General features: G+C 40.3%; 21 protein-coding genes. 12 read left to right on the top strand and 9 right to left on the bottom strand.

Features of this window, described 5'->3' with window-relative positions; translation table 11 throughout:
- Positions 1–13: 13 nt before the first annotated feature.
- On the bottom strand, positions 14–397 hold the full coding sequence (locus LY624_RS05575; RefSeq protein ID WP_130151243.1) for a response regulator: 384 nt from the start codon (positions 395–397) through the stop codon (positions 14–16).
- Between the two features lie 166 nt (positions 398–563).
- On the opposite strand from LY624_RS05575, the gene LY624_RS05570 reads away from it, so the two are divergent.
- The 3 genes from LY624_RS05570 (at position 564) to smrA (ending at position 2084) form a co-directional block, all read left to right on the top strand.
- A complete protein-coding gene (locus LY624_RS05570) occupies positions 564–1007 on the top strand; it encodes a hypothetical protein (RefSeq protein ID WP_341804083.1) in 444 nt (147 codons plus the stop codon).
- 101 nt (positions 1008–1108) lie between these two features.
- A complete protein-coding gene (locus LY624_RS05565; RefSeq protein ID WP_130151241.1) occupies positions 1109–1354 on the top strand; it encodes a hypothetical protein in 246 nt (81 codons plus the stop codon).
- A 148-nt stretch (positions 1355–1502) separates the two neighbouring features.
- Entirely contained in the window at positions 1503–2084 is a 582-nt protein-coding gene (gene smrA / locus LY624_RS05560; RefSeq protein WP_130151240.1) for a DNA endonuclease SmrA, read from the top strand.
- A gap of 39 nt (positions 2085–2123) precedes the next feature.
- Here smrA and LY624_RS05555 read toward each other — a convergent pair whose 3' ends face one another.
- Both LY624_RS05555 and LY624_RS05550 read right to left on the bottom strand, forming a co-directional pair.
- Positions 2124–2258, bottom strand: a complete 135-nt coding sequence (locus LY624_RS05555) for a hypothetical protein (RefSeq protein WP_267136365.1) — start codon at positions 2256–2258, stop codon at positions 2124–2126.
- A gap of 92 nt (positions 2259–2350) precedes the next feature.
- Positions 2351–3271, bottom strand: a complete 921-nt coding sequence (locus LY624_RS05550) for a 2-hydroxyacid dehydrogenase (protein ID WP_341804082.1) — start codon at positions 3269–3271, stop codon at positions 2351–2353.
- Positions 3272–3396: 125 nt separating this feature from the next.
- On the opposite strand from LY624_RS05550, the gene LY624_RS05545 reads away from it, so the two are divergent.
- The gene (locus tag LY624_RS05545; protein WP_341804081.1) at positions 3397–5112 is read left to right on the top strand and encodes a lysophospholipid acyltransferase family protein; all 1716 of its coding nucleotides are present in this window, start codon (positions 3397–3399) and stop codon (positions 5110–5112) included.
- Positions 5113–5188: 76 nt separating this feature from the next.
- Here LY624_RS05545 and dapE read toward each other — a convergent pair whose 3' ends face one another.
- A complete protein-coding gene (gene dapE, locus LY624_RS05540) occupies positions 5189–6355 on the bottom strand; it encodes a succinyl-diaminopimelate desuccinylase (protein ID WP_341804080.1) in 1167 nt (388 codons plus the stop codon).
- Positions 6356–6425: 70 nt separating this feature from the next.
- Positions 6426–7844, bottom strand: a complete 1419-nt coding sequence (locus tag LY624_RS05535; protein WP_341804079.1) for an MATE family efflux transporter — start codon at positions 7842–7844, stop codon at positions 6426–6428.
- 232 nt (positions 7845–8076) lie between these two features.
- Between LY624_RS05535 and LY624_RS05530 the strand changes: the two genes are divergently transcribed.
- Positions 8077–8730, top strand: coding sequence for an OmpW/AlkL family protein (locus tag LY624_RS05530; RefSeq protein ID WP_130151236.1), 654 nt, complete (start codon positions 8077–8079; stop codon positions 8728–8730).
- 54 nt (positions 8731–8784) lie between these two features.
- On the opposite strand, the gene LY624_RS05525 is transcribed toward LY624_RS05530, so the two are convergent.
- A complete protein-coding gene (locus LY624_RS05525; RefSeq protein ID WP_062570502.1) occupies positions 8785–9315 on the bottom strand; it encodes a thioesterase family protein in 531 nt (176 codons plus the stop codon).
- A 109-nt stretch (positions 9316–9424) separates the two neighbouring features.
- On the opposite strand from LY624_RS05525, the gene LY624_RS05520 reads away from it, so the two are divergent.
- Positions 9425–9913 (top strand): hypothetical protein, encoded by a 489-nt coding sequence (locus LY624_RS05520; RefSeq protein WP_130151235.1) that lies wholly within the window; start codon positions 9425–9427, stop codon positions 9911–9913.
- A gap of 80 nt (positions 9914–9993) precedes the next feature.
- Here LY624_RS05520 and tyrR read toward each other — a convergent pair whose 3' ends face one another.
- The 3 genes from tyrR to bcsE all read right to left on the bottom strand — a co-directional run bounded on the left by tyrR (position 9994) and on the right by bcsE (position 15032).
- Positions 9994–11550 (bottom strand): transcriptional regulator TyrR, encoded by a 1557-nt coding sequence (gene tyrR / locus LY624_RS05515; RefSeq protein WP_062570500.1) that lies wholly within the window; start codon positions 11548–11550, stop codon positions 9994–9996.
- Between the two features lie 103 nt (positions 11551–11653).
- Entirely contained in the window at positions 11654–13237 is a 1584-nt protein-coding gene (gene bcsG, locus LY624_RS05510) for a cellulose biosynthesis protein BcsG (protein WP_341804078.1), read from the bottom strand.
- A gap of 169 nt (positions 13238–13406) precedes the next feature.
- Positions 13407–15032 carry a cellulose biosynthesis protein BcsE gene (bcsE, locus tag LY624_RS05505; protein WP_341804077.1) on the bottom strand — a complete coding sequence of 542 codons (1626 nt, stop codon included), beginning with the start codon at positions 15030–15032 and terminating at the stop codon, positions 13407–13409.
- A gap of 121 nt (positions 15033–15153) precedes the next feature.
- Here bcsE and bcsR point away from each other — a divergent pair, with 121 nt between their 5' ends.
- Genes bcsR through LY624_RS05475 form a run of 6 tightly spaced genes read left to right on the top strand, consistent with a single transcriptional unit; the run spans position 15154 to position 25912 of the window.
- Entirely contained in the window at positions 15154–15369 is a 216-nt protein-coding gene (gene bcsR, locus LY624_RS05500; RefSeq protein ID WP_130151233.1) for a BcsR/BcsP family cellulose biosynthesis protein, read from the top strand.
- Positions 15370–15372: 3 nt separating this feature from the next.
- Positions 15373–16092 carry a cellulose biosynthesis protein BcsQ gene (gene bcsQ / locus LY624_RS05495; RefSeq protein WP_341804076.1) on the top strand — a complete coding sequence of 240 codons (720 nt, stop codon included), beginning with the start codon at positions 15373–15375 and terminating at the stop codon, positions 16090–16092.
- Positions 16085–18748, top strand: coding sequence for a UDP-forming cellulose synthase catalytic subunit (gene bcsA / locus LY624_RS05490; protein WP_341804075.1), 2664 nt, complete (start codon positions 16085–16087; stop codon positions 18746–18748). The genes bcsQ and bcsA overlap by 8 nt, the downstream gene beginning before the upstream one ends.
- A complete protein-coding gene (bcsB, locus tag LY624_RS05485) occupies positions 18745–20994 on the top strand; it encodes a cellulose biosynthesis cyclic di-GMP-binding regulatory protein BcsB (protein ID WP_341804074.1) in 2250 nt (749 codons plus the stop codon). Before bcsA ends, bcsB begins: the two co-directional genes overlap by 4 nt.
- Positions 20994–22109, top strand: a complete 1116-nt coding sequence (bcsZ, locus tag LY624_RS05480; RefSeq protein WP_341804073.1) for a cellulose synthase complex periplasmic endoglucanase BcsZ — start codon at positions 20994–20996, stop codon at positions 22107–22109. Before bcsB ends, bcsZ begins: the two co-directional genes overlap by 1 nt.
- Complete coding sequence (locus LY624_RS05475) at positions 22100–25912, top strand: cellulose synthase subunit BcsC-related outer membrane protein (RefSeq protein WP_341804072.1); 3813 nt, start codon at positions 22100–22102, stop codon at positions 25910–25912. Before bcsZ ends, LY624_RS05475 begins: the two co-directional genes overlap by 10 nt.
- Positions 25913–26093 lie beyond the last annotated feature (181 nt).

The raw sequence follows: 26093 nt of genomic DNA, 5'->3' as shown, positions 1-26093 counted from the left end.
AAATACTCAGCCACTAAACAATTTCTAGATCTGGGTAGAATTTTTTCAACATAGCCGCAATCTTTTTAGGTGTGAATGGCTTAACAACAAAACCCTTAGCGCCTTTCTCAATTGCTTCTTTTACATTTTCAACAGTAGAATGAGCTGACACCATCACTACATTCGCTTCAGGCGATATTTCATTAATTTGTGAAATAATCTCCTTACCATCACCATCGGGTAGCTCTATATCTAAGAAGATAATATTGAACTCTTTTTCTTTGCATGCACTCAAGCACTGTGCAGCTGTTGAAGCCTCTCGCACATTGTCAATTCCTAAGTGCATTAGCGTTTGACTTAAAAAACTGCGGACAGTCCCCACATCGTCCACAATTAAAATTGAAAGCTGCGTATCCATACTATTCCTCTTAATATTTAAAGATAAACACTAATTGCATGTTGAAATGCACCTTTTACGCAAATTAGGACAATCAATGTTATATGATCTGAATTTAACTATTATATCAAAAACTTCGTTATAATCTCATTATAGAGACCTATAAATAAAAGGCCAGATAAGCTTTATGTCTAAAAATGTAAAAAAACAATCTTTACTTGGGCAGCAACCCGCTCGCAAGAAACCAGTCCCTAGCAAACGACCAAAAACAATAAGCAAGCCTCAGACACCCACGCAGCCAATACAACAAACAGTAGCAGAGCCGACCGCAAAGAAAAGTCCAGCCCGTTGGTACATATTAGCAGTCGTATTATTAATTTTGCTTATCACTCCTAAACCAATTCTAATCACCTACGAAAAACTAGGCATGGTATCGCAAAGTGTCTTCTGGCCTGGCATATTTGGCTACGGAGCCAACGTGTTTGACTCTACACTAATCCCACGTGCAGACCTTAGCCGTAATACTATTTATCTATGCCAAGATAAACGCGACCCTAACAGCTGCCAGAAATACCGCATTACTGAAAAAAGTGGCTTTTTTGCTGCAATAAAAAAGCTAGCTATGGATTAAAAAATCTAATCTGAAAACAATAAAATTACTTGGTTGAAAACTGTGCAAAAGATCACCATAATGGCGCTCCTTTTTCAACACAGACACTATTAGATACGACCATGCTAAACGAGCTAGATTGGCTTTTAAACTTAACGTTACTTGCACTAGGATTAGGTGCTTTCTTCATTAACCAACTAAATTTACTGCGTTTTGCAGCAATTAGTGCGTGTAGTTTATTATTTTTATCGTTTAGTTTAGATCTAATGTCATCAAGTGTGATCTCAAATATGAGCTTAGTGTTGATCAATACATTTTATTTATTCAAGGTCTATACATTTGGCCAATTGAATGTAAACCAAGGTTAATCTTCTCCTAAGATAAATTGATAGAACAGGTTATCCTAGCTATCACTGTTTACGCCCAAACAGCCATCTGTTTGGGCTTTTTTTTACTTACAAAATAGCTGAACTGATATACCATATACAGCGTATATAAGTAATTTAGGGGTGCCTTATGTCACTAGACGACTTCGACTTATTTCTTATGTCAATGGAAGATGTTAAACCTCTTAAACACGACACTGTAAAGCTCAAAAGCACCAAGCAAGGCCCGTCACTTGCTCAGCAAGAAAAGCGCAAAGCTGCCGAATGCGATTTATCTGTGGATGAGAATTATCTACAGAGCGAGTATGTGGAACTATTAGACCCTCATGCCGTTTTAAGCTTTAAAAATGAAGGTGTGCAAGCACAAGTTTTTAAAAATCTGCGATTAGCTAAATACCAGCTAGATGCGACTCTAGATTTACATGGCCAACCTCTTCAACGCGCAAGAACGACACTTCTTACATTTATTGATGACTGTCATAAACGCAACATACGCGTAGTATTAGTTCGCCATGGTATTGGCATTAAAAACAAATCTAAACCCGGAATATTAAAAAGTTACACAAATAAATGGCTACAAGAAATTCCATCTGTACTTGCCTTTCATAGTGCACTCAAACACCATGGAGGAAATGGCGCAACTTATGTGTTGCTGAAAAAGTCGGACGAGAAAAAGCACGAAAACAGAGAGATCCACTCTAAAAGGAGCTAGGCAGTTGGTGCACATCCACTTTGTGCACCAATAACACGATTACTTTTGGTTACTTACTACTGGTTGAACATTCGTTTCACTTGCATTCGCTTGATTAAACCATGCAGAGACACCTAAAACGATTACAGACACAATGACTAGACTAAATTTCGCCCCATTTTGGTTAGATTTCATAACGCCTCTTCTTATTATTGTTTATCATGCACGTTCAGCATAGCAAAGTTACAGATGTTAACAAGGCGTTTAACGAATTAATTCACACTTTGTCAATAACCTTTTGTTCTATCAACCTTATTAATTAGCTCTTCCCCACAAACTAATCGTTTAACATTAGCTGAAATTTGTTCAACTACACTATTAATATCAGATAAAGCAGCGCAATGGGGCGTTAACGTAATCTTGTCATGAGACCAGTATGGATGGTCTTTATCTAGAGGTTCTTCAGTGAATACATCCAGTGTGGCTGCACGTATTTTATTGCTATCTAGCGCCGAAATTAAATCTGTATCAATAACATGCTTACCTCTTGCCACATTAATGACAACCGCATGAGGAGGTAACATCGTTAATAGCGCTTCATTAATAATACCCGCTGTGTGCTGATTCAATGGTAATAAACATACTAGATAGTCAACCAAAGGAAGCATCTCATTAAGCCCTTGCTGTGTGTGATAGCAGCTAACCTCTGGGTGCTGCTTTTCACTATTTGACCATGCACTCACTTTAAAGCCATTTGCTACTAACTTCATCGCTGCCGCCTTGCCTAGCTCGCCGAAGCCTAAAAGACCCACATGTTGATGTGCATACGCGCGCTTTGGCTTCCAAGTGCAAGCTGATTGTTTTAAATAATATTCTTTGAGCCTAAGCTTGTGTGCCAATACATGAGTCAACACGTACTCTGCCATATCATTTGCAAGATTATCATCAACAATTCTAACAACGGGAACATGCGCGGCTATCGCTGACAAATCGATGCTATCGACACCTGCCCCAAATGAAGACACTGCTTTTAAATTTACCAGCTTAGGCCATAAATCAGCCGGTGCATTCCACGCCAGCACAAACTCTACTGCTTCATAGTTGGAACACTCAGACCAAAGCTGCACATCAACCTCAGGTAATAACGCTTGTAATCGAGCAATTAATTGGCTGCAATCTCGACCTGTTACAGCAACAAGTAAAATCATTGTATTCTCCATATTTTGAACCGCTCTCTAAGCGCTCTTTAAAAAGTCACACAACTGCAACCTAACTGTCACAGCGAACTCTTACTCTAACCTCATCGCTGAATGCGTTTATGTTTGAGGTTTGTATGATCAGTGTCGATAAAGTAATAGAAGCAAATTTACCACAGTTAGAAAATTCACCAAAAGTAAAAGGCTTAGTTAAAAAAGGCCTCGGTTACTTGCTACACGAGCAGGAATTTGTTGCCTTTGGTGATGCATACCCACACCTACAAGGACTTGAATTTGTTGAGCAGGTTCTTGATGAGCTAGACTTTGACACACGCTACAAGCCAAAGCAAATAGAACACATTCCCAGTGAGGGTAACGTCGTTATTGTGGCAAATCACCCTATTGGCTCACTCGATGCATTAGCATTAGTTAAGGTTTTATCTAGTGTGCGACCAGATTTAAAAGTGGTTGCTAACCGCATGCTGATGTCTATCACCCCTATGCACTCTTTACTACTCCCTGTTGATAACCTTTCTGGCACCAGTAAAAAGAAAGAACTGGCTAATATTCAACAGCATTTAAAGTCGGATGGAGCGCTATTAATTTTCCCAGCAGGCGAAGTGTCTCGCTTAAGCCCCACAGGAATTAAGGACTGTAAGTGGAACAGTGGCTTTTTACGCATGGCCAAAAAAGCCAACGCTCCTATTTTGCCGATTTACATTAAAGCGAAAAATAGCCCTTTGTTTTACGGTACTTCAATGATCTATAAACCGTTAGCGAGTTTGTTGTTAGTAAAAGAAATGTTCAAGCAGCGTCAAAAATCATTAGAGTTTGAAATTGGTGCTTCAATTCCACCTGAATCATATTTAATTGAAAACTTAAAAGATAAAGAAATCGCGCAGCTAATAAGAAAGCAATTATATCGACTTGTCACTAAAAAACCGCTGCCTTTGAAAACTCAAACACCTATCGCAAGTCCAGAAGCAACAAAAGACTTAAAAAAAGCCATCGAAGAGTGTGAATTATTGGGTGAAACCTCTGATGGTATGAAAATTTACTTATATCAATACTGTGGTAGCTCGCCGATTTTCCGTGAGCTAGGACGACTGCGCGAAATTGCTTTTCGGGCAGTTGGAGAAGGCAGTGGTAAACGTCGAGATATAGATAAATACGACATGGATTATCAGCATCTTGTTTTATGGGATGCAAAGCAGCTTGAATTAGTGGGTGCATATAGACTCGCCTGCGCACAAGACATCATTGAGAAACATGGCCGCAAAGGTCTATACACTGACAGCCTATTTAACTACAGCGATGACATGGCACCTTATTTTGAAAAAGGCATTGAACTTGGCCGTAGCTTCGTACAACCAAAATACTGGGGTAGAAAAAGCCTTGATTATTTATGGTTCGGCATTGGTGCATTTGTGAATCGCTACCCACAATACCGTTATTTATTTGGTGCAGTAAGTGTGTCAAACGCACTCCCCGAGCAAGCAAAATCGCTACTGGTTCATTATTACCAGCATTATTATGGTGCAGAGCAACTATTGGCGATTCCTAATAATGAATTTCGTCATACCGAACAACAAAAAGAGCAATGTGATCAGCTATTTACGGGTAATGATATTAAAGAGGACTTTGTTGAGTTAAAACATGTGCTCGCCAATATTGGCGCACAAGTCCCGACCTTGTTCAAACAATACACCGAGCTTTGTGAAGCAGGTGGCGTACAGTTTCTAAGTTTTAGTATCGACCCTGAATTTAATAATTGTATTGATGGTTTAGTGCTCGTTGATTTAGACAAAGTAAAACCTAGTAAGGCCAAGCGATACTTAGGTCAATCACGCTAAAAGTAATGCCTACCATATTATAAAAACAAAGAAGTCGGCATTTATTGTCGACTTCTTTGTTTTAAAAAATGAGTCTTCAGCTAAAAATATTGCGAAGCGCTGCGTAATAAATTTTTTCAATACACAGTAAATCAATAATGGGAACATGTTCATTGACTTGGTGAATTGTGTTGTTACAAACACCACACTCTATAACTTGTGTGTGCTCATTAGCAAAAAATCGACCATCCGATGTGCCACCACTGGTACTGAGTAATGGAAAGTTACCTGTGACTTCAAGCACAGCTTGTTCCAGTTTATTCAACAAGCAATCTTGTGATTGATAAGCGGTGTAATAAGACTCACAAGGACGCTCCCATTGAATTTTTATCGTATCGGCAAGATCTGCCAGCGCAAATTGAATTTCTTTTTTCACATCAGTGCTTTTATAACCATGACTATAGCGTACATTAAAAGTCAACTCACATCTGGCGGGTACTAAATTATCGACTACGTTCGCAATGTTGATACCGGTGACTTGGAGAGTGGTCGCCGAGCTAGCTTCATCTTTGTGCCAGCAAATTGCAGTTAATCGTTTGACGACTTCTGCGCTTAAGTGTGCAGCATTGACGGTATTATCTGGGTAAGCGACATGCCCTGCTTTACCTTGGATTGATAAACGTGCCGATAAAGCACCACGACGACCATTCTTAATCGTATCCCCAACATGAAGGTGACTTGTTGGCTCACCCACTAAGCAACCATCGAGCACTATACCTTGTTTTGCTAATCGCTCAGCGATAAGCAACGATCCATATTCAGCCTCCCCTTCTTCATCAGAAGTAATTAGCCAATAGAAGGTTCCTTGCTTATTCTCGCTTTGAGTAACAAGCTTTTCTGTAGCGCATAGCATAGCCGCCACACCGCCTTTCATATCAGCAGCACCACGACCATACACAGCACCATCAACAACGTGACCAGAAAAAGGAGCAACTCGCCAATCTCCTTCGGCTGCCGGCACTACATCAATATGCCCTGAAAACGCCACCACAGGGCCGTTACCAAATGAAACTTTAGCAATTAAATTAGTGACTTGGTTGAAAGTAAACACCTCACACTCGAACCCAAGCTGAGTCAGCTTTGTTGCAATCCAATCAATCGCCCCTGCCTGTTGGGGAGTGACTGACTTAAATTGGATTAATGTTTGTAATGCTTTAACCACATCGCTGTGTGGCTGTAACTTTGGCGCGAGCTCTGTACTCATAATAACCCCAGTTTTTTCACTATATAGGATTATTACAACTCGAAATTATGACTACAGTGTGAAGATTAAATTAATGATTTCCTTCTTCGATTAAGGTCTCTTGCGTCACTTTAGCAATATCTTTATCTTCTTTTGTTAATTTTGTACGTTGCCAACGTCCTGTTGAGAACCATGCATAGGTTATGAGTGCCACAAGTACATTCGTTAGAGCAAACGAGTACCAGATACCTTGTGGACCAAGCGCCGTATGTTTTGATAAAATATACGCAGCTGGGAACTGAATAACACACTGCGCTAACAAAGAAACTATCATTGCATTGAGCATATTTCCTGATGCTCGAAAGGTTGCAACAACACAAAGTTGCACTCCGATCCCGCCCCAAGTTAAACACATTTTACGAATGAACTCAGCGCCACCTTGAATGACAGACGGATCATCAGGAATGAAAAAGGCAACTAAATATTCAGCAAATAAATAAGCAATTCCTCCCACCAGCGACAACCCAGTTAAGCCCCATATACAAGCAAGTCGAGTTATTTGCGCTGCTCGCTCTGGATTTCCAGCTCCCATGTTTTGACCTACCAAAGTAGACACCGCCATCGACAACCCCATTGCGGGGATCATCACCATTTGCAAAATATTCGAACCAACCCCATAAGAGGCCAATGTATAGGTGCCAAAGCTGGCAACCAAAAATGACATGATTATCAGCCCAAATGCCCGTGCTGATAACTCAACGGAGCCTGGAGCCCCTAACAAGAAGGCTTGTTTCATATATTGCCAGTCAGGCTTAAAGCTCGACAGCTTTAATTGAATACCATGACGGCCCCGCAAAAAGACCCATACGCCAATTAGTGCCGCAAGACTCTGGGTAATAAGTGTTGCTAATGCAGCCCCCATCACCCCAAATCCTGAAAAATGGCCCCAGCCAAAAATCAACAATGGATCAAGGGCAAAATTAAGTAATACAGTGCCACTAACAATAATAAGCGGAATTTTAGTTTGGCCGATTCCTCGCATTAACGCTTGAAACATTGCGTAAATGAATACAAAAACAACCCCAATAAAAGAGACATGCATAAACTTCAAGGCATCGCCATAAACAGCCTGTTCAACACCAAGTAACACTAAAAAATATGGGGACAGAAAATAACCAATCAAACCTAACACTGTTGCAGTGACTGTGACCATCAACATTGTTTGTGCGGCAACGTGATTCACCTTATCCTGTAAGCCTGCTCCCATATACTGAGCGGATAAAATAGCCCCCGCCATTGCAAGACCTGAACCGATAGCTATAACTAAAAATGTGACAGGCATGCTCACAGACACTGCGGCGACTTGATCGGCGCCTAGTCGTCCAACCCAAAAAGCATCTGTAAGCTGATAAGCAGATTGTAAAATATTGATTAAGATGATCGGGATACCCAATTTCAACAGTGCTTTTGCTATCGAACCATGAAGAAATAAATGTTGAGTATCTGTCATTAAACACACCTAGAATTTTATACGCATTTTATTGTAACAGACCTGCCTGAGTTTAAAGTGAACTCGAGTCAATCTTTTTTCTATGTACCTAATTAAAAACTTAATCTAAATCAAAAAATAGCTTCACTTTATTCAAACATTTTTGAAACTTTGATCTAGAACAGGTTTTGTCTTGCCAAGCTCGGTAATAATAGCCTCAACCAAACAAGACAAGTAGTTCGTGGAGAACAGCATGAAAACTAAATTAAGCATTGCATTACTGACTTCATTATTAGCACTCTCTCCTGTTGCAAACGCAAATTTAAGCGTTAATGTGGGTGCGATTAATGTAAACCCAGATAACGACAGCTCAAAAATCAACGAAGCACCAACATTAGGTTTACGTGGCGATGATAATACACAATTAGGCCTTACCATCGACTATGCATTTGATGATAATTGGGTACTTGAATTAGTTGCTGCAACACCATTTAGTCACGACATCCAAGGTACTGGCGGTCTTGCTGGTAACAAAATTGCAGACATCAAGCAGCTACCACCTTCTTTAATTGCGCAGTACCACTTTTTGGACTCAACTTATAAGTTCCGCCCATTTATTGGTGTAGGTATTAACTATACGACTTTCTTTGATGAGCAACCATCAGCAGCTTTAAAAGCAACGCTAGGTACTGATGATGTTGAAGTGAAACTAGACGACTCATTTGGTTTTGCAGCTCAAGCGGGCTTCAACTACATGATGAGCGAGAATTGGGGTCTACATGGCATGGTTGCATTAATTGATATTGATACAGATGCAACTGTTTATGCTAATGGCGCAAAAGCTCTTACATCAACTGTCGAAATCGACCCTGTTGTAGCTATGTTTGGCGTTAAATACAAATTCTAACTTTCAATTGGTATAAAAGCCCATACGCACAAAAAAGGCCTTTACGGCCTTTTTTTATTTATTGGTTAACTTTTTCTGTTCTAGCATTTCTTTCCAGTGCATAACCTCGGCAGGCAAAATAGGTGCAACCCCTTTAAAGCCAGCAACTTCAAGCATTTCTTCAACACTGACTACACCTTTTTTTCGTTTAAAAACGCCGCGTACATAAGCAATTGCATGTAAACCTCTATCCGAATGAAACTTTTGTTCGATATAAAAGTATTTGTGATCCCAGCCAACTAAGCGAGTACTCACAGTGTACTTTTGCATTGGCTTAATATCACGAATGTATGTGATGGCTGTGGCATTAACGATTGGGAACCAACGGCGTTTCATTATGTGTTTTAATAAACCCACACGCTCAGTCATCCAAGTGCGAGCTATATCCATCATTGCCAAGTAACGTGAATTAGTTAGGTGAAAATTGATATCACAATCGCTCGGTAAAGCTTTGAAATCAATATCAATTGTATCGAGTAATTGTTGGTAATCACGATTACGTTTAATTTTAAAAAATAATAAGATAAGTCGAAAGTAGAGATTCACGGTAAAGGTCTAACCAGTTGATAATAACCAAAGTGTATCACAGCATATTGCTATGGCGAATATTCTGCTCTAATCTGTGCATAAATTAGTATAAAAAAAGAATAGTCTAATGAAATTGTTAAATTTAGTGTTCCTAATGGCGACAAGCTTATTCTCTCACTTAGCTTTTGCAGATTTTAGCTACAAAGGGCAAGGCGTATTAAGCTATCCAACCGGCGTAGAAAAAGCGTTTGAATTTGGCTTTGCATGGCAACAAAATACTGAAAAGTTCACTATTGGCAACAAAACTTATGATATGCCACTCCCTGAATCTTACTCGGTAGCGATTACATTAAGTAAAGATGAAAAACAGATATGGGTTCAAGAGTTTAATAACGGCTTTTTTGAAGGGTTTAATTGGCAAATTGGTGAGCACACACTGACGCTTAAAAAACGTGACTTTACTGATTCAGTGAAAGGAAACTATGTTATTAGTTTAGACAACCGCGACTATTTCTTCGCCCGTAATAACATCAGCATCGTCATTAAATTTGACGATAATGGCATCAGTAACCTTGTTCTTGATGGTGTAACCAAGGATATGGGCACAAAACAATAAGGCTTAAAAGCAAGCCGCAATTAATGCAGCTTGCTGATTTTCTCCATATACCAATTTATTTAATAATATTGAAATTGCTATTAGACCTTTACGGTCTTACGATTTATGCCGTAATCTCTTAGCTTATTAGCAACCGCAGTATGACTCAGACCTAAGCGTTTAGCCAACTGACGGGAGCTTGGATAAGCAGGGTATAACTTTCGCAATAATGTGGCCTCAAAGCGTTTAACAGCTTGATCTAAGGTACCTTCAAAGTCTGACTCCAAATAGCCTAGGTCGTGGGTGAATGTAGGCAGCTGCAAATGCTCAATTCTAAGTTCGTTATCATCTAACAACGAGACTGCACGATAAATCGCATTTTCTAACTGACGCACATTGCCAGGCCATGGGTAGTCTTGCAAAAAGCTTAAACAATCATCCGATAATACAGGCACTGAGTGGCCATTTTGCTGTGCATATTTTTGAATAAAGTGCTCAGCCAATGGTCCTACATCCGCCTTTCTATCACGAAGTGGCGCTATCTCAAGAGTTAGCACATTGATTCGGTAATAAAGATCTTCTCTAAATGTGCCCTCTTGTACCATGGCTGGTAAATCTTTTTGTGTCGCTGCAATAATACGCACGTTTACTTTTACTTCGTTCTCGTCGCCCACTTTGCGAAAAGTACCGTCTTGTAAAAAGCGAAGTAATTTCGTTTGTAGTTGCGTCGACATCTCGCCAACTTCATCTAAAAATACCGTGCCGCCATCAGCCTGTTCTAAAACACCACGCTTAGGGGCTGCATTTTCTTCATAGCCAGCGTAACCAAAGAGCTCAGACTCAGCGACATCATCTGGTAAAGATGCACAGGATAAAGCAATAAAAGGTTTAACCGAGCGATTAGATGCATAGTGACAAGCACGTGCCAACAACTCTTTACCTGTGCCTGTTTCACCGGTAATTAATATCGGCGCTTCAAGTTGTGCCATCTTGCGTGCTTCTCTAACCACACGACGCATAGCAGTACTAAAATTATGAATAGTCGCAAAGCTTTCTTGACCATAACGTCGAAACGCACTCACCTGCTGGCCTAAACGACTTTGAGACTTAATATTTATAACCGCACCGGCAAGTACATCACCCTCAGCTCCTTGTGGAACAGAAATAGGTAATATATCAGCAATAAAATCTTCACCTGCAACTTCTACACGCGTTGTTTGGCCAAGCACTTCTTTGCCCTCAAGCCAACGTGTAAAGTTAAATCCTTTCAATAAGTTATTGATGTTTGCGCCAATCACTTCATTTTCAGACAACTGTAAGTCACGACACGCAGCATCATTACATAAGCGCACCCACCCTTTGGCATCAATCGAAATGACGCCATCTGGCAAGGCTCTTAATAATGTGTTTAACTCGTTGTGCTCACGCTCAGAAGGCAAAAATGCGGTTGTTCGGACATCCTTCACACCATCAATTAATCGAATTGATGGCATAATCTTTTGAAATTGCTCAAACTCTATTGGCGGGAAACTGACATACATTCGGCAATTAACCGAATCTACTTCGATACCTTTTAAATCAACCTGATAACTAACCAAAATATTGAGAATCTCTTGGGCGATACCAATTCGGTCGGCACAGTGAATATCTAAACGCATACATCCTCAAAGAACGGGAACCTATAGTAAGCGAATAATACGCTAACTCCCCATTCGTGGGTAGTCTATTGTAAAGATTTTTGGACAAATATACCCAAACGCATTAGTTGTTTGGGTATTTAGTCCACTCGGCGCCATCCAATTGAATGTATGGTTGGCCTTTAATATACATCATTACTGTGTCTTGATTCTCTGCGACTTTAGCTGCACTCGGTAAGCTATCAACCAAGCGTTGAACATTCACAGCACCTGAAAAAGCATCCCACTTCATTGCATTACTGATTAATTCAGACAACGCAAAATAACTCACTGTTTTTTCTACTTCATATAATTCACTGTGCTTTATATCAGGGCCAATGAACTTAACAGCAGCCGGCACTGACACAATCGCAGGGCTGGGTATTTCTCGAAGCCCTGCAAACTGTAACTTATCTCCTTTGAGTGCCGCACCATGCTCAGGTACAACAACTAACATTACATTTCGACCTTCACGTTCAAGCTGTGAAATAAACTGAGCAATATCTGCGAACAACCTTTGCTGCCTAGCAGGATAACTTTCAAGACTATTCATGCGTGAACGCCCAGCTAACTGATTACCATCATGTAAACTAATCGAATTATAATAGAGTGCTCTTGGTAGCGACCCTTCTGCTGCTTGTTCATTTAACCAAGCAGACAAAACCTCACCATCAGAGTAAATAGGCTTACCATCAAATCCATACTGAGCGGGACTAAACTGACTAAAATCGAGTTTAGGAACTGAGACCCCCCCATACTGTCTAATTAAGCCAATGAAATCATCAAAATGACCATCGTGGTTTAAAGCGACAGAGGTCTTAAACCCTAACTCAGCTAGATTACTGAACAACTTGCATTGTTTATCAACAGGTTCAAATAATTTATTTTGGCTGGTTTGGCCACAACTGGCTCGTAAAAGCCGAATAGCAGCAGGACCACTGTATGACGTAGCAGAGTTAAAATCACGGAACAAAATATCAAAATCACTAAAGAGATTACGCGGCTTAACACCAATTGCATTTAAATCAGCCGTAGCGAGGGAACATATGTTAAGCACCACAACATCAAAAGGACGACCATTGAAAGACACTGGAAACTGAGTCTTTAGCTGTGCTTGCTGTTGATAAAAAGCCTGCAATTGTTGATCTGGCGTATCAGCTGTTGATGCACCAGATACGGCTGTGCTTTCTTCTCGTGGCGTTGACTGATTTTGCACAACTATGGGGGTAATTAAGCCATCGCTTGGCACTGACACACTTAGCCAATAAGCATATGCAAACCCAATCACAGACAAGCTCGTGTACCTGAGCCATCTAGCGCTATACCAATACACTATACATAGCACAAATAACGCCAGAATCAGCTCAATATTCACCACCCGCGACACTATTTCAAAAAAGTAACCTAAGCTAAAATCTTGGACATTCCCCGCCTGCTTTGTGAGTCGTGATATGGGGGGTAACCATGAATCGTGATAAAACAATGCAATGCCGACAACAACACTCACAACATGCTTAATACGCATCAACCATTGCTGCTGAAAAGATAAGGCCAAAAAAGCAAAAAAGGCTAAATTAGCTAAAAAGTCAAACGAGATATCTGAGCGACTATAGAGAAAAAACTTTATAAGGAAATATAAGTTCCAAACACCTAAACCTGAAAGCCTCACTGGGTATCCTTTTTCTGTTTTTTGGGAGTATATGGGGTTAGCAGCACATGCCTGAATGTTAGTTTCCGATAAACATGTACTACTTTTTTAAGTAATACCTTGCCTACATTACTGAGTAAAACACCGAGTATTAAGGCGACTAAAAAGGTAATTAAAAACTGGTTTAAGCTCATCTCTCATCACTTTTAAATTCAACCGAAACAGGTGTTGATATCGGTCTAATGATTTTTTTAAATTCAGGGGTTTCAGTGTTTAAATTAGTAATGTCGGCCGCTTTGGCATCGAAAATATAGCTAACATTTTCCTTTAATTGCTCTGTGTAGTCTGGTACTTCCTGTTGATTGTAGTCACGTTGAATTCGTCGACACTCTTGCTGTATGTAAAAGTGATCAGCAATAATATTTTTCGATGTAAAAAAATCACTCACTTGTAATTTAAACAAATGTTTAATCGCACTTTCAACATCATGCTCACGGCACGCATGCAAATATAAATAGATATAGCCATCGGCATAACTAAATAGATCCCCCTCTCGTTTTACATGAAACAAATGCAATGGGTGAATCGCTTCAATCCGCGGTAAAAGCTGCAACATGACCAACACCCCACTAACCCCCAGGTTCGCTGCTGAATCACTGTGTTTTGACACTTGCTCTGCAAAACGCAGAATAGGTAAATACCCTTTGCTTAATACGCTTTCACTGTATTTTAATACATCATCAATTGAATCGGGTAAAGGCCTTGAGAATTGAAACCCCTGAATAGACTGAATTTGAGATAACAGCCTAGATGGCTCCGAAAAACTATACAAAATCAGGTTCACACCCAAGGCTAAAAACAAGCATTCATCTTGATGACGAATAATGCCATCTACATTTTGAATAACTAATTTTAATTTGCGTCCACATTGTTTACGAAGCAAAAAACACTCTTGTGCTAAAGCTGATAAGTCAGTGTAGCGTGTAACTGAAAAAACGAGCGTGGCAGCTTTTCGAGTCAGCGCAGTTTTATATAGCGCATCGTTATCTTCAACCACCTTGTAAAGAGCAGGAAGTTTAGTGCCTTGTGGTACCGCGCTTCGTACCACCCAAACTTCATCTTCATCTAGCTCCTGATGCATTGAACGTTTGTCTGTGTGCGCGTCTAAATCACTCTCAAATACCGATAATTGCTTATTAAGCAGCTGTAAATTAACACTTTTAACAGCAATAACTCCTTCGCTGTGACTCCAATAATCATATTCTAAGGTACGAATTGAGGCTTCTTGGGTCATAAAAATCATGCCATCAAAAAGTGTATTAATACCTAAAAACTGTCGTCGCACACTATTTACTTCAGCACCCGAAATTAAAAAAATGACAGTTGCACTTTGAGATATTGCAAGTTCACGATAATAACTTATTGTTTTGGTTAACTGCACTTCGTCAAGGGTTGAAATCCGTTCACTATGCAAATGCACAACGACGGTACTATCTTTAAGCTCGTCATAGTGTTTTAGCTCATTAATCACCCTGCGTGAAAAATGTGATTTTTTTGCTAAAATTGAATCATAATGTAAACGAAATGGGTATAAGTGACCTTGTTCAAATAGCTGATGAAAAACATCACCTTGCTCACCATTAAAGAACATATCAACCTGTTCTGAGAGTAAGAATACAGAGCCTTTGTTATTAGCAAAAACATGCCTAGCTAGCTCTAATAACTGATTGTCTAACGGTGCCAGTAGTGCATAATTTGCACTGCGTTTTAACACCGAATAGGCCGTCATTAACCCTGTTATATTTAAATAAGGCACCAATAAACCCTTGAAAAAGATACTTTAGTACTAGTTTTAGGCGCTATTCTATATATAATGCAGCCCATGTCCACGTTTTATAAACACTTCAAATCTAGTTTTGTTGTAGCGGATACTTTAGATGAATGATTATGTAGTAAAAAAATCAACTATTTTAACTCAATATGACATTGATAATTTGCTCCATCAGTTTGGTGGAAAAAACCAAACATATATAGAAATAGTTGATGTAGAAAAAAATCGCCAAACAATCGAAAAATATCCTTTAATTAAAGATATCGCTTTATCTGTTAAAGATACACAACAAGTTAAAAATATTAACAAAAGTACATACTAAATAATGAACAGAGTTTTTGTAAAAGGTATTAAAGGTGGAACAGGTACAACATCCGTTGTTGCTAATCTTGCTTGCGCCTTAAGAAAATCTAACGAAAACGTATACGTTATTGACCTTGATCCCAAAGGCGATGTTGGCTTACATCTAGGTCTATCGTGGGAGCACCAATTAGGTTGGAGTGATTATTCCAGCTTTCATGCGGCCAGCTGTCAATTTCATCAAGATAATGATGGTATTAAGTTTTTACCTTATGGCAGTGCTAGCCTCACTAATTTAAACTTTACCTCAGTCATTGAAAGCTGCGAGCAATTAAAAGAATCTGAAAACGCGTGGTTTTTATTTGACTGCCCTGCTCATATTGATGTATCTGATTACCCAATTTCAGAAGACGATATTTTCCTAGAAATTGTAAACTGCGATGCTATTTGCCACAGTTTTATCTATAAGCGCTTAAATTCACTTAAACACGCTACTTCAAGTTGGCAACATTACTTTTTGATAAATCGATTTAACTCTGCCTCTGAGCTTGAATCTGATCTTCTGCAATTATGGCAATCCGAACTTCCTTTACTCGCACCACTGTATATCAACCAAGATGAAGTGATAAAAGAAGCAACAGCATTTCGTAATGTCGCCATTAATTGCGCTCCTTACAGTGTTGCCAATGACGACTTTGAAACATTAGCGGGCTGGCTGGTAAGTAGAGCGAGTAATAATGACTAATAAGGTTCGGGTGAGTAACACTGAGCGTATTATGAAATTATGCTTAGGACTTATTTTTACAAAGAGAATTGTCCGCTTTGTATTTTTTAAATTTCATGGTTATTTCAATCAACATAAAATGAGTTTGCTTGGGGCATTCATGATGCCCTTTATAGTGTTATTTTTATCGCTATTTTTTAGGCTTGATAAAAACCGTAAAAACAACATAAAAAAGACGATAAAATATTTCTATCCCCATGTTACACAGCCAATTTTAACGCCATCAAATTGCGTCAGAATCGCACTACAAAGCTGTTACTTGGTTTTATTTAACACAGCCACCACTTCTCAAGCACACATTGCCCAAGAACAGCGTAAAACATGGCGAAAGCTCATACGCTCAGCACGGATTGTTCGCGTGATAGACAGCAAGCTAGTGCGCTTTTTTAGGCGAGCTTGGCTTGTAACTAAAAAGCAACAGAAGTCAAAAGCGTATCAACAAATAAGTACTTCAAGTCTGTGGAAAAACAGTACCTTAAAAGTGACATTTTTCACACTCTTAATATTTGCTGTCGCCATTTTTGTCACTGTGCCTTTTAGTGTTGAAGCACAAGCCGTGTTTATTAGTCTTATTTTGTTGGTTGCCTACTCTTTGCGTCGTGTTGAAGGACAAATGGCAACAATTGCAATGATCACCCTGTCTGTCACCACCTCTACTCGCTATTTATGGTGGCGTTACACAGAAACACTTAACTGGGGAGATCCACTTGCATTAGGGTTAGGGTTTGGACTTTTATTAGCAGAAACCTACGCTTGGCTGGTGCTAATTTTAGGCTTTTTTCAAACAATTAACCCTTTAAGCAGAAAACCAATTCCACTTAATGAAGATACATCATCATGGCCAACCGTTGATATCTATATTCCGACCTACAATGAACCATTAAATGTTGTTAAACCAACAACCATTGCTGCACAAAGTATTGATTGGCCGGCTGACAAACTTAACATCTACATTCTGGATGACGGAAAACGTCCTGAGTTTGCTGAATTTGCAGAAGAAATAGGCGTTGGCTATTTAACTCGCCCAGATAATAATCACGCAAAAGCTGGCAATATGAACCATGCAATGCAGGTGACAAACGGCCAATACATCGCGATTTTTGATTGTGACCATATTCCTGCGAGGTCGTTTTTACAAATGACCATGGGCCAATTTATTAATGACAGCAAAGTGTGCTTAGTACAAACACCTCACCACTTTTTTTCTGCGGATCCCTTTGAACGTAATTTAAAAAACCATCGTAAAATTCCTAACGAAAACATGCTATTTTATGGCCTGATCCAAGATGGAAATGACATGTGGGATGCCACCTTTTTCTGTGGTTCTTGTGCAGTATTAAAACGCAGTGCCCTTGAAGAAATTGGCGGATTTGCGGTAGAAACTGTCACCGAAGATGCGCACACAGCACTTAGAATGCAGCGTGCAGGATATAAAACCACCTATATTAATATTCCACAAGCAGCAGGCCTTGCCACTGACAGTTTATCAGCTCATGTTGGTCAACGGATCCGATGGGCTCGAGGGATGGCACAAATTTTTCGTTTAGATAACCCATTACTCGGCAAAGGCTTAAATATTGCTCAACGATTATGCTATCTCAATGCCATGCTGCACTTTTTATCAGGAATACCACGTATTGTGTTTTTAACTGCACCTTTGGCGCTAATTTACCTAAACGCACAAATCATTTACGCTCCTTTTATCGCTATTTTCTTATATATAGTACCCACCTTGCTGCAAGTGAAAATAACGAATTCACGGGTTCAAGGGAAATACCGTTACTCATTCTGGGGTGAAGTATATGAATCAGTTTTAGCCTGGTACATTTTAAAGCCAACCACAGTTGCACTTATAAACCCCAATAAAGGTAAGTTTAATGTCACTGAAAAAGGCGGATTAAATAGTACTGACCACTATGACTGGATGATTTCAAAGCCCTATATAATACTGTTATTAGTAAACGTTATCGGTATGGCGTATGGCATCATCAGATTATTATTCGGTGACACGTCTCATATAGGCGTATTGCTAATTAGTATGTTGTGGGCCAGCTACAATATAGTGATCTTAGGCGCAGCAGTCGCTGTCGCAGCCGAAGCAAAGCAAGTACGTAGCTCGCATAGAATAAAAGCTAACTTCCCTGCCGCAATTCGCCTTGCGAACGGGCGCACCATCAAAGTTAAAATAACGGATTATTCAGACAACGGAGTCGGTTTAGAAACCGAACACAGCCACTTATGTCGGGTCAACGATAAAGTTGAACTCCTTATGAGCCGTGGCTTTAAGCAGTTTTCATTTGCGACCTACATCTGTAACACCCGTGATAAGCAAATCGGCTTAACGCTGAGAGATTTAAATTTAGAAAAACAAAAAGCATTTATTCAATGCACATTCTCACGCGCAGATGCTTGGCTTGATTGGCAAGAAAACTTTAAACACGATAAACCTTCATACAGTTTTTCGAAAGTGTTTTATACTAGCCTCAGAGGCTTTAAGAATTTGATTTTCCACGCACCAAGTGAGTTGAGACCCTTGATTAATTTTATAACGAAGGTACTACACTTTGTCGTGTCTTTATTACCTAAAAAACCAACAAAAGTATTTACACCATCATGATGAAACTACTACTAACACTATTACTCGCTGCAATATCACTGAGCCTGCCACACTGGGCTATGAGTGCTGAGCCGCTGTCTAATAAAGCTATTTTTGATGATGGTTATCCAGAACAAGCACCTGTCGAAAGCTTAACCTTAAGTTTTGAACGTTTAGGCTTAAAAAAGTTTAAACTAGATGGTGTTAGCAACAGCACTCGCGTCGACTTTACAAACCGACTAGACAAGCTCGGTAAACAGTTGATGCTTAACTTTTCATACACGCCCTCTCCTTCATTAATTAGCCGCGTGTCGCACTTAAAAGTTTTCTTCAATGAAAACCTCGTAACCGTATTACCCATTGATGATAAAACTAATCCAATTAAGGTAAAAACCGAACATACCGTGTCGCTCAACCCAAAACTGATTAAAGATTTTAATCAAATACGTTTTGAGTTAGTTGGTTACTATGATTTGGCATGCCAAGATGATTTTAGTAAGGCTATTTGGGCTGAATTAGGTAAAAGCAGTACCATCACACTTGGTCGTCAATCACTTGCGCTCGAAAGTTTACTTGAATATTTCCCCGCGCCTTTTTTTGATAAACGGGATTACAGCCAACTTAATTTACCCTTTATTTTTGCCTCTGGGCCAAATGAAGAAACGCTTGAGGCAGCCGTTGCACTTTCAAGCTTTTTTGGTGCCCAAGCCAAATGGCGTAATGCTGAGTTTCCAGTGCAAATAAATGCAACGCCTGTTGAACATAGCGTGGTGTTTGCAACCAATACAAACAAACCAGATTTCTTATTAAATTACCCTAATGTTGAAAAGCCAACGGTTGAGATTATCAGTAGTCCAACACATAGATACGCCAAAGTGTTACTGATCCTAGGTAAAGACGCAGCACAACTAAAAGAAGCTGTGGTCGGCTTAATGTTTGGCCATAAAGTGATGACAGGGCGCAGTGCAACCATTGATGCAATTGATAGTTTACCGCTTCGACAAGCATACGATGCGCCACTGTGGGTCCGTTCTGACCGTGCTGTTACATTTGATGAATTTATAGAATACCCAACACAGCTCCAATCAGAGGGTTATCGAGGTCAACCTGTTAATTTGGATCTTCGCTTTGCACCCGATCTATTCACGTGGCGTGAAAATGGTATCCCATTAACATTAAATTACCGCAATACCCCTGTTGAACAGGGCATGCTGTCGCGCCTAAACATGCTTATCAATGGCAAATTTGTTGACGGTTTCACGCTTAATAATAAACGCAATGAGAATGTAACCACACAGACGCTACTGCCGCTACTTTCAACAAGTACACCAAGTCAAACGCGCCAAGACTTCGAATTAACAGGGCTTGATTTAACAACTAACAACCAACTGACTTACGACTTTAACTTTGCACTAGTTAAAACAGGAGAATGTAGTGCGATTCCAGCAGGCGGTGAGTTCGGTGTTATTGATGGCAGCTCTAGCATTGATGTGAGTGGTTTTCATCATTACATTTCATTGCCTAATTTACGTGCTTTTGCTAATAGCGGTTTCCCTTATACCAAATACGCAGATCTTCACCAAAGCGTGTTAATAATGCAAAGCAACGCCCCTGTTGAGGCAATCAGCTTATTACTCAACTTTGCAGGCCGTTTGGGTGCAATGACAGGCTATCCAGCTCATCGTTTGGATATTCAATTTCCTAATTCAAAGAACGAACTTACTGATAAAGATATCATCATCATTGGCAAGCCCGATTCACTTTTAGCTGAGCTTTCACAGAATAGCTCTTTGAGTGCTGTGCTCAATAACAATCAGCGTGTTGTTAATCAAGCCATTTACAACGGTGCATATGACACTCAAAATTCTGAAAAAATTAAAATAAATATCAGTAGCCTAGGCCGCTTAGCTATCATTTCTGGCTTCCAATCTCCATTAGACTCAAAGCGCTCAGTTGTCTCTATGATCGCCTCAGACAATAGTGCATATAGTTTATTGAGCGACGTACTTCTGAACGCAGAGAAAACAGCTCAAATCATGGGTAGCTCAGCGATAATAAACCGTCAGGGAATCAAAACCATAAAAACGGATGAGCAATACTTTGTTGGCCATCTTCCTATTCACACGCTGATTTGGTTTCACTTTTCTGATCAACCCATTTTACTCGCCATATTATCGATTATTACACTACTGCTGATTTCATACATGCTATGGCGACTACTTATGTTACTGACACAAAAGCGTTTGTCTGAAGGAGATAAAGCATAATGAAATTTATGACTTATTTAGCTATTAGTATCTTACTAATAAGTAAAGCTTTTGCAGCGCAAACTTGTGCAGCGTGGCCGCAATGGAATACGTTTAAAACACACTTCATTTCACCACAAGGGCGGGTTATTGATTTAGGCAGCCAGTTCGATATCACCACCTCTGAAGGTCAGTCATATGCATTATTTTTTGCCTTGGTGGCAAATGATAAAAGCACCTTTGATTCGCTGTTAGATTGGACAGAGATTCACCTCTCTGAAGGCGATCTAAGCACTCGTCTGCCTGCATGGCAATGGGGTGTTGAAAATGGTGAAGGCAAAATATTAGACTCTAACCCTGCTGCTGACTCTGATTTATGGATAGCTTACAGCTTGTCGCAAGCCGCAAAGCTCTGGCAAGAAAGACGCTATGCAGTTTTAAGCTCGGTACTTGCAGAACGAATTATTCGCGAAGAAACAGCCCGCTTACCTAACTTAGGCTTAACACTTCTGCCAGCCCCCAGTGGCTTTGAAAAGCAGGGCTCATGGAAATTAAACCCAAGCTATGCACCGTTATTTATTTTAAAGCAATTTGCTGAGCTTTATCCGCGTTCACCTTGGCAAGAGTTACATGAAAACTCAGCTAAAATGCTGATTAATACAGCACCAAAAGGCTTTAGCCCTGATTGGGTCAACTACAGTGTTGAAAAAGGCTTTTACCATGACAAACAAAGCCCTGCTGTAGGCAGTTTCAATGCTATTCGTGTGTATCTTTGGGCAAGTATGATGGCCGATGATGCCGCTTACAAAAAAGAACTTATCCAGCAGTTCACGCCTATGGCCGAGCATATTATCGAATCAAGAAAAGTACCGTTAGAAGCAAATGCTCTTTCAGGGAAAACATCAGGCACAGGTCCAAGTGGTTTTACTGGGGCTTTACTCCCTCTGCTCAAAACCATGCAAGCATCACAATTAGTCACCGCACTGCAACAACAATTAATGATGGATACCCGTTTCACAACGACTCGCTACTATGACAGTGTATTGTACTTGTTTGGCACCAGCAGTCTAAACGAACGCTTTAAGATTGATAAAGAAGGAAACTTGATAACGAATTGGAGCGCTGAATGCCAATAAAGTGGCTCATTGCTGTCATTATCGCAAGCCCTAGTGCCTTTGCGCTTGCAAATAACGATATTGATACTCAGTCAATTGATTGGTTAATTAGCCAAGTACAATTAGGCGAAATTGAGCAAGATACACAGCTGATGACTGACAGTTTAGAAAAACTGTTAAGTATCGCCCCCCAAAACACCCAAGTTCAATGTGCGCAGGTGCGTGTTTTGTATGCACAAAAAGAAACTGAACAAGCGCGTAACTTATTGGCAAAGCTAACTCAAAGAGCACACCCTTGTGTGGAGAGCTTAACACTACTGGAAAAAGTCAGTAATGAAGAAAAAGCAACGATTGCACAGGCCCGTTTACGTGCACGCGCAGGGCAATACAATGACGCTGTAAAAATTTACAATCGCTTGTTCAAATCAAACTACCCTAATATTGAATTTGAACTTGAACATATAAACTGGCTTGCCCAAGACGAAAATCAATACCAACAGGCCTTACGAGGATACCGCTCATTAATGAACCGCTACCCAAACAGCGGCCGCTTTGAGCTTGCTTACGCCCGTCATCTATTAAAACAGAATCCTGCAAACAAAGAAGCACTGGCACTTTTGAGCCATTATGCTCATAGTAATCAATACAGTGTTGAGGCTGAATTTGCATGGTTAAATGCACTTGAAGATATGCCTCTGAACAAAAGTACCGAACATGCTTATGAACGTTATTTTGCTGCTTACCCTAAAAGCAGTAAAGGGCACGTGCAATTTAGCGACTTTAAAAAGGCATATAAGGCCGAACGCGAAAAGCTGGCTGACCCTGCTTACCAAACATGGTTAAAAGGCAATGTAGAGCTTGAAAAACGCCGTTTTGCAAAAGCTGAAGCATTGTTCAATCAAGCCTTAAAAGGCCGACCCACAGATCCTGAAATATACAACAGCCTAGGACTACTCAATCTTAGACAAGGCAATAATGCTCAAGCGTATCATTTTTTTAAAAAAGCTGAAAAATACAGTATTGATACAAATCGCATTACAGTACTTAAAGGCCTAGCAAACACGGCGCGTTTTTGGCAATACATAGACGAAGCGAAATCAGCGATGTCTATGAAAGAGTTCAAACGCGCAACATTAAAGCTTGATTTAGCTGATACCCTAAATGAGGATCCGAACACGGTCGTGTTTTACCGTGCGCAACTTGCCGAAGCCGCCGGCCATTACCAAACAGCAATGAAGCTGTACAAACACGTGCTAAAAAATGATCCATTACAGCAATCAACCCTAAGAGCTATGCTTATCTTAAGCGCTGCAGATGGAAACTATGCACGTAGCCATCAATTTTATAATAGCTTAAGTAAACAGCAGCAAGCGCTTATTGCCGCTGACTATACGCTCCTTGAAACCCAGCAATTGCGCGCACGTGCCGATGATTTAACAACGAAAGGCCGACTGGATGAAGCTGTAGATATGTTACTTATGGCGATAAAACAAAGCCCTCGCCAAAGCTGGTTATATTATGATCTCGCTAATTTATACCAACAACAGGGTTTGGTTGAACACGCAAAAGCGCTTTATAAGAAAACCTTGTGGCAGTTTCCGCTGGATGCAGAACTCAGATACAGCCATGCATTATTTTTACGTTCGCTCAATGATTATCAGGGCGCGTTGGCGACTCTGGATTACATTCCAACTAACGCACGCACTGATGACATTAACGTTCTTGCTGAGCAACTGAGTATTAATACCAAGCTCGAGAAACTTGCAGAAAATAATACTGCCACCAATAAAGCAACTATTATTTATAAGCTCACGGAGTTAGAAGCTCAGCCATTAACACCATTAATGCAAGCAGAGCTTGCTACTCAATGGCTCCAAATTAATGAGCAACAGTACGCAATAAGGCAACTTAAAAAAGCGCTTGAACGCGACTCTAGCCTCAGCCCATATTGGCATATGACGTATGCTGACCTGCTTATTAATAACGATGATCAAGCAGGTATAGATACGTGGTTTAGTCATTACCAGCTGCCCAGCAGTGCAACAAACTCAGAACAATCGCAATGGCTTGCGCTACAAATAAACTACATTAATCGTTTTTACCAAGGCCAAACGCGAATAACAAAACTAACAGCGCTTGATAATCAGTACAGTGAAAACCCACAGCTCAATGAAGCACTAATTAATGCCTATATAGAGCAAGGTGATACTCGTTTCGCTATTTCTCGCTACCAGCAACACACCGCAATGGGACACACAGTCACCACCGATACTGCACTGACGATTGCAGCACTTAGTCGTGAGATGCAAAATAACACCTTGGCTGATCGAATTGTTGCAGAGCAAATCAACCAAGTAACGTATCAGGAAAGCTATCGACAACAACAGTTAATGGCAGCACTTAGCCAATTTGAAGATCAAACAACGGCTCTCAATCTAGCCAAACAGTTGTTAGCAAAATCTAATAATAATCAAGAGCTTTACTATCAAGCTGCAGCTGTAGCAGAGACTAAGCAACAAACACAGCTTGCAAAAAACTGGTATCAAGCGGCAATCGCACCAAATACCATCAATAGCCGTTTAGCTGATGAGCAGTATTACAGCCTGTATACACTTGATGATGACGCTCCATGGTATGTCAATAATGCGAAACGCCAATTACAGCGTATTGAACAACAAGAACAAGCCTATATTACAGCCGCTATCAACTTAAGTAGCCAAACAAGCACGCAAAATGAGTCAACTCTAGGCGCTGGTGCAACGCCTATCGAGGCCGGTTTTCCTCTTTGGGGTGGCACTGGGATTATAAAATTAGACCCAATGATGATATCGAGCCAAGAAACCCGTTTTGATGAAACCTTTGCGGGCAGCCGCTATGGTCAAGGAGCCCTCTGTATTTTTGACTGTCCACTGTTAAGCATTGAACCCGAACAGCAAGGCATGGATATTGGTTTTGCTTGGCAAAACGAGCAATGGCGCTTTGATGTTGGTACCACTCCACTTGGCTTTCTAGTCGAAGATATCGTGTGGGGCGTTAATTACAAAGGAAGCTTTGGCGATTTCGGTTATGGAGTAACCTTCAATAAACGCCCTATTACTAGCTCCGTTTTATCTTACGCAGGACTTGAAGATGTCTTTACTAATCAAGTGTGGGGCGGCGTTCGAGCAACACAATTGCAACTAAGCTTATCTCATGATCTAGGGCTAGATTGGGGCTTTTGGGGAAGCACCAATTACCAGCTTTTAACCGGTAAAAACGTCAAAGATAATCAAAGCTACAGTTTAATGGGAGGAAGTTACTATCGGTATATTCGACAAAGAAATAAAGAGCTGAGCATTGGTTTAAACCTATTACATTGGTCATACAAGCACAATTTAAGTGAAGAAACCTGGGGACATGGTGGCTATTACAGTCCGCAAAACTATTTAGGCGCTTCACTGCCAGTCATTTATGATCAACGCATTGGCCATAATTTTGTTTATCGTTTACGTGGCGGCGTATCTTGGTCAACCACAACCACCGATGAAATTGAGTTTTTCCCTAATGATCCTGTTTTGCAAGCACAAGCTGAAGCACAAACAGCTATAACGGGGGTTGTACCTTATTTTGAAGACGACACTAGTAGTGGTATTTCTTACAACTTAGCAGCCAGTTTTGAGTATCGTTTTACGCCACATTGGTTTTTTGGTGGCTATTTTAATCTTGATAGAGCTGATTTCTACGAACCAAATTATGCACAACTTTATTTTAGATACTACTTTAAGCCTGTTTATAGTGAGCTGATCTTCCCTGGAAAACCTGTCATCCCTTATGCAAGCTACTAAATACAGGGCCTCTGGCTTGAACCCACCGCAAGCACTTCCCCTGACTTGAAGGTCTATGTATACTGTAGCGCACTTGTAGCTAGGATAAGGGTGTGTCTCTTACCTTCAAGTTCAAAACTTGAGCAACAAACCATTATCTTAGCTGCATCTAAAACATGGCCACCCGTTCATTTAATAAAAA

Origin of the sequence: Pseudoalteromonas sp. N1230-9 (assembly GCF_032716425.1) — a bacterium.
GTDB lineage: Bacteria > Pseudomonadota > Gammaproteobacteria > Enterobacterales > Alteromonadaceae > Pseudoalteromonas.
This window is presented reverse-complemented; position numbering and strand designations above follow the sequence as displayed.

What these genes read in the sequence shown, in the direction of transcription:
- LY624_RS05475 (WP_341804072.1), top strand. Translation starts at nt 22,100, where the DNA reads ATGCCAATAAAGTGGCTCATTGCTGTCATTATCGCAAGCCCTAGTGCC.
- LY624_RS05545 (WP_341804081.1), top strand. Translation starts at nt 3,397, where the DNA reads ATGATCAGTGTCGATAAAGTAATAGAAGCAAATTTACCACAGTTAGAA.
- smrA (WP_130151240.1), top strand. Translation starts at nt 1,503, where the DNA reads ATGTCACTAGACGACTTCGACTTATTTCTTATGTCAATGGAAGATGTT.
- LY624_RS05555 (WP_267136365.1), bottom strand. Translation starts at nt 2,258, where the DNA reads ATGAAATCTAACCAAAATGGGGCGAAATTTAGTCTAGTCATTGTGTCT.
- LY624_RS05575 (WP_130151243.1), bottom strand. Translation starts at nt 397, where the DNA reads ATGGATACGCAGCTTTCAATTTTAATTGTGGACGATGTGGGGACTGTC.
- bcsZ (WP_341804073.1), top strand. Translation starts at nt 20,994, where the DNA reads ATGAAATTTATGACTTATTTAGCTATTAGTATCTTACTAATAAGTAAA.
- bcsR (WP_130151233.1), top strand. Translation starts at nt 15,154, where the DNA reads ATGAATGATTATGTAGTAAAAAAATCAACTATTTTAACTCAATATGAC.
- LY624_RS05520 (WP_130151235.1), top strand. Translation starts at nt 9,425, where the DNA reads ATGAAATTGTTAAATTTAGTGTTCCTAATGGCGACAAGCTTATTCTCT.
- LY624_RS05530 (WP_130151236.1), top strand. Translation starts at nt 8,077, where the DNA reads ATGAAAACTAAATTAAGCATTGCATTACTGACTTCATTATTAGCACTC.
- LY624_RS05565 (WP_130151241.1), top strand. Translation starts at nt 1,109, where the DNA reads ATGCTAAACGAGCTAGATTGGCTTTTAAACTTAACGTTACTTGCACTA.
- LY624_RS05550 (WP_341804082.1), bottom strand. Translation starts at nt 3,271, where the DNA reads ATGATTTTACTTGTTGCTGTAACAGGTCGAGATTGCAGCCAATTAATT.
- tyrR (WP_062570500.1), bottom strand. Translation starts at nt 11,550, where the DNA reads ATGCGTTTAGATATTCACTGTGCCGACCGAATTGGTATCGCCCAAGAG.
- LY624_RS05535 (WP_341804079.1), bottom strand. Translation starts at nt 7,844, where the DNA reads ATGACAGATACTCAACATTTATTTCTTCATGGTTCGATAGCAAAAGCA.
- dapE (WP_341804080.1), bottom strand. Translation starts at nt 6,355, where the DNA reads ATGAGTACAGAGCTCGCGCCAAAGTTACAGCCACACAGCGATGTGGTT.
- LY624_RS05570 (WP_341804083.1), top strand. Translation starts at nt 564, where the DNA reads ATGTCTAAAAATGTAAAAAAACAATCTTTACTTGGGCAGCAACCCGCT.
- bcsA (WP_341804075.1), top strand. Translation starts at nt 16,085, where the DNA reads ATGACTAATAAGGTTCGGGTGAGTAACACTGAGCGTATTATGAAATTA.
- bcsB (WP_341804074.1), top strand. Translation starts at nt 18,745, where the DNA reads ATGATGAAACTACTACTAACACTATTACTCGCTGCAATATCACTGAGC.
- bcsQ (WP_341804076.1), top strand. Translation starts at nt 15,373, where the DNA reads ATGAACAGAGTTTTTGTAAAAGGTATTAAAGGTGGAACAGGTACAACA.